This is a genomic window from Clostridioides sp. ZZV15-6597 (assembly GCF_020657815.1).
In the GTDB taxonomy this organism is placed as follows: Bacteria; Bacillota; Clostridia; order Peptostreptococcales; family Peptostreptococcaceae; genus Clostridioides.
On sequence record NZ_JAGWCT010000183.1, the window covers coordinates 1 to 3,964 of the forward strand.

Annotated in this window: 6 protein-coding genes; 3 read left to right on the plus strand and 3 right to left on the minus strand. The window is 26.1% G+C overall.

The window, feature by feature from the left end; genetic code table 11:
* Nucleotides 1-424: 424 nt before the first annotated feature.
* The 3 genes from KGF52_RS21530 (at nucleotide 425) to KGF52_RS20465 (ending at nucleotide 2,141) form a co-directional block, all read left to right on the plus strand.
* Complete coding sequence (locus KGF52_RS21530) at nucleotides 425-559, plus strand: hypothetical protein (protein WP_009889851.1); 135 nt, start codon at nucleotides 425-427, stop codon at nucleotides 557-559.
* Between the two features lie 222 nt (nucleotides 560-781).
* A complete protein-coding gene (locus KGF52_RS20460) occupies nucleotides 782-1,225 on the plus strand; it encodes a deoxycytidylate deaminase (RefSeq protein ID WP_227841449.1) in 444 nt (147 codons plus the stop codon).
* 124 nt (nucleotides 1,226-1,349) lie between these two features.
* Nucleotides 1,350-2,141 carry an N-acetylmuramoyl-L-alanine amidase gene (locus KGF52_RS20465; RefSeq protein WP_227841450.1) on the plus strand — a complete coding sequence of 264 codons (792 nt, stop codon included), beginning with the start codon at nucleotides 1,350-1,352 and terminating at the stop codon, nucleotides 2,139-2,141.
* 176 nt (nucleotides 2,142-2,317) lie between these two features.
* On the opposite strand, the gene KGF52_RS20470 is transcribed toward KGF52_RS20465, so the two are convergent.
* The 3 genes from KGF52_RS20470 to KGF52_RS20480 form a co-directional block, all read right to left on the minus strand.
* Nucleotides 2,318-2,671, minus strand: coding sequence for a hypothetical protein (locus KGF52_RS20470; protein WP_227828069.1), 354 nt, complete (start codon nucleotides 2,669-2,671; stop codon nucleotides 2,318-2,320).
* Nucleotides 2,672-2,673: 2 nt separating this feature from the next.
* Entirely contained in the window at nucleotides 2,674-3,057 is a 384-nt protein-coding gene (locus KGF52_RS20475) for a YtxH domain-containing protein (RefSeq protein WP_227841451.1), read from the minus strand.
* 380 nt (nucleotides 3,058-3,437) lie between these two features.
* On the minus strand, nucleotides 3,438-3,821 hold the full coding sequence (locus KGF52_RS20480; RefSeq protein WP_227841452.1) for a PBECR2 nuclease fold domain-containing protein: 384 nt from the start codon (nucleotides 3,819-3,821) through the stop codon (nucleotides 3,438-3,440).
* Between the last annotated feature and the right edge of the window lie 143 nt (nucleotides 3,822-3,964).

A 3,964-nucleotide genomic window follows, 5' to 3' on the forward strand; every position in this document is an offset into this window, starting at 1 on the left:
AATATTTGTGAGAAATATAAAACAAATTTACCTACAGTTTTTAGTGTATAAAATCAGTAAAACAAGTTAGATTTTTACTGATTTTATTACATAAATCCAATAGCACAATTCATCTTTCTATAATATCTGGAAATGTGTCATACAATCTTATTTTTTATTGAGTATATTATAAAGTAATAGAACAATTAAAATACCGATTACCCTATTTTGCAACTTACACAATTGTATATGAAAGACAAAAAATAATTACTATCAAATTCATAATTTTAAGGCTTAATGCATATAATTATATGTCGGTTAAAGGCGTATGAAAATAAAAGGAATTCATAAGTTATATGTTGTATAGATATTGTAGATGTAATATGTAAGAAATTTCAGCACTATTTATATTCTATACAAAAAGATATTTGAAGGGAGATTGAAAATGGGAATATTAGAAGGAGCTGCAATGATAAGAGAAATTGCAATTAAAATAGCTAAAGAAAAAGGTATTACAGAACAAAAGGCATGGCCTGAAGCTGTAAAAGAGTTTAAAGAAAAATATGAACTTGTATTATAAATTTTGATTATAAAAAACTGTCTTGATTTGATTAAGACAGTTTTCATATTTTATGATGAAATTTTTATAAAAAAGTTTAATGTAATAGAATTTAATTATTAAAAAAATAATTTGAAGTTTATTTTATCTTTTATACTTTTAGCTATAAAATAAATTTGTTTTTAATACTATTTTTAAGGTATAAATCTTATATATTAAATATAAGATTTGGAGGTATTTAGTTTGGAAAATAAACTTGAAAATAGATGTTCATGGCAAGAGTATTTTATGAGATTATGTGAGACAGTAGCTGAAAGAGGTACTTGTGATAGAGCTTATGTGGGTGCAATAATCGTCAATTCAGAAAATAGAATCGTATCTACTGGATATAATGGTAGCATATCTGGAGATAAGCACTGTAGTGAAGTTGGTCACGAGATGAGAGAAGGACATTGTATCAGGACCATTCACGCTGAACAAAATGCACTTTATTATTGTGCAAAAGAAGGTATACCAGTTAAAGATTGTTCTATTTATGTAACTCATTTTCCTTGTTTAAATTGTACTAAGGCTATAATTCAATCTGGAATTAAACATATCTACTATAAAACTGGATATAGGATGGATGAATATGCCTTGAGATTATTACAATCAAGCAATGTGTTATATACAAAACTGCAATTTTAATACTTACTACCTATTATTCTATAATTTTACAAAATACTTTATATTAGATAATTAAAGTATAAAAAGAAACAAAATTTTAAATAGCGCATATATTAAATAGAAGTTAAATTTAATCATAAAGGAGATGTATAATTTGAAGGTAGTAGTAATACCAGGGCACACTTTAACTGGAAAAGGCACAGGAGCTGTTGGATATATAAACGAAGGTAAAGAGACAAGAATAATAAGTGACTTAGTAGTTAAATGGCTTAAATTAGGCGGGGCTACTGTTTATACAGGAAGGGTTGATAAGTCAGATAATCATTTAACTGACCAATGTGCTATAGCAAATAAGCAAGAAACTGATTTAGCTGTTCAAATTCATTTTAATGCAAATGTCATAACTTCAGTTCCAGAAGGTACAGAAACAATATATAAAAGCAATAATGGAAAGACATATGCAGAAAAAGTAAATTCTAAATTAGCTACGGTATTTAAAAATAGGGGTGCAAAGGCTGATGTTAGAGGTCTTTATTGGCTTAATCACACTAACGCAACAGCAATATTAATAGAAGTATGCTTTGTAGATAGTAAAGTAGATACAGATTACTATGTTAATAATAAAGATAAAGTTGCTAAATTAATAGCAGAAGGAATATTAAATAAATCTATATCAAATTCTCAAGGGGGAGATAAAGTGTATGAAAATGTAATAGTTTATAAGGGTGACGCTGATAAAATTGCTGCTCAAATTTTATACTGGCAATTGAAAGATGCTTTAGTAGTAGAAGCATCTAGCTATAAACAAGGCTTAGGCAAAAAAGTTTATGTTGTAGGTGGAGAAGCTAATAATCTTGTAAAAGGTGATGTAATAATAAATGGTGCTGATAGATATGAAACTGTAAAATTAGCATTAAGACAAATAGGTAAATTATAAAATAAATAATATTTAAATATTGTTTATTTTACAAAAAATATAATAAAAAGATGTATCTACTTATTATGTTTATTCATCAATAGATACATCTTTATTTATTCATACTTTATAAAATATTTTCTAAAAAATTAGTTTAGTAAGGTTTTAAATTTACAGAAATACTAAAGCTTATAGTATTAATATTTTTTATCTGAAAAAACATTTTTAATTATAGTTAATATATCAACTATGACATCCATGTTTGATTTAACACTATCTTTAGTAACAAGAAAGTCTGCTGTAACTTCAGTAACAGCTTCTGTTACATCTTTCATATTCTCGCCTACTTCTCCAAAACTATCTACAACACTAGGAAGATTATTTAAAGTTGTATTTATATTTTGAGTATTTTCATTTAATACATTTCCAACATTGTTTAAAATCTTATGTAATTTAGCAAGTACAATAATTAAATAAATTAAAGCGATACACCCAAGTATAGCTAATAATACATATATTATACTAATATTAATTGTTATTGTGTTATTCATTATTATTCCTCAGTGGCACTTACTGGCTCAATAATGTCTATTACTCTATCTTCCTCGCTAGAATCTTCAACTCGTTTTTTATTATCTATATAATTTCTTATTTTTTGCTTTGATTCAATGAAATTTCCTTTTCTGTCTTCTAATTTTTCAGATATTTTACATTTTGCATCCACGGTTTTCATGTTTATTTTATCAGCAATTTGTTGAGATGCACCCTTTATATCCTCTCTTGTTTCTTTTCCTGATTTAGGTGCTAGTAATACTCCTCCAACTGCACCAGTAACAGCTCCTAATACGACACCAGCTGTTGCAATTTTAGCTTGTTTGGCTTTTTCAGCTCTTTGTTTAGCTTTTCTTTTATCTTCTATTTTTTTTGATAAACTCATATCCAATCGCTCCTTATTATAATATTTCTACATATTATAATACATTTTTTTCCATAATGATATAGTTTCTAACTAAATTTTTAAAAACTAATAAAAAATTCTTTCTAGTATTTCTTTTGTGCTAAATATCCACATATTTTTTCACCCTTTTAAATAAATTAATTTTAAAAAACAAAAAGAGAGGAATTAATCCTCTCTTTTAAATTTAATTAGACTTGGCAGGGCGGCGTATCCTGCATCTCTATTAACTACTCTATAAGCAGCGTATTGGGTGCCTTTTCCAACCTCAAATCTAATTAATAAATATTTACATATATATTTATATTATAACCTATTTGACAATATTTTTCAATCCTTTAGGAAAAATTAATAATATTATGTTAACTATCATATTGCAATACTCTTCCACTACTAATTCTACTTTCTAATTTTGCTTCTTTTATGGCATATAATGAAGAGACATATAGATATCCCTTTTTTGTATCTAGTTCTGTAGCAACTAATATATAATCATCAAGTTTTTTTACAAATTCTACACTTTTACCAGGTTTTTTAGGATGGCTTCCTATATACTCAGGAGATTTGAGCACTATTTTTATAGTTTCTAGTATATCGTTAAAAATGTCTTTACTTAATTGACCTCTATGTTTTTTCTTTATATGTTTTATAACACCAGAAGAAGCATAAATTTTACCAGTATATTTAATTCCAGCAAGTTCAGCTAATTCTTCATCTATGATTCCAACAACTTTGTCTGTAGACATATAAAGCACATTCCTTTCTAAGATAATTTACTGCTAAAATTATTAAAATTAAATATCTATATTTAAAGTATAGTTTATTCCAAAAAGAAAAGATAGTATAATATAGTTTTTTCATATCTGACTTTATATAACCTCTTTTTATA

Coding starts and splice junctions, on each gene's coding strand:
- KGF52_RS21530 (WP_009889851.1), top strand. CDS start 425: ATGGGAATATTAGAAGGAGCTGCAATGATAAGAGAAATTGCAATTAAA.
- KGF52_RS20465 (WP_227841450.1), top strand. CDS start 1,350: ATGTATAATTTGAAGGTAGTAGTAATACCAGGGCACACTTTAACTGGA.
- KGF52_RS20470 (WP_227828069.1), bottom strand. CDS start 2,671: ATGAATAACACAATAACAATTAATATTAGTATAATATATGTATTATTA.
- KGF52_RS20475 (WP_227841451.1), bottom strand. CDS start 3,057: ATGAGTTTATCAAAAAAAATAGAAGATAAAAGAAAAGCTAAACAAAGA.
- KGF52_RS20480 (WP_227841452.1), bottom strand. CDS start 3,821: ATGTCTACAGACAAAGTTGTTGGAATCATAGATGAAGAATTAGCTGAA.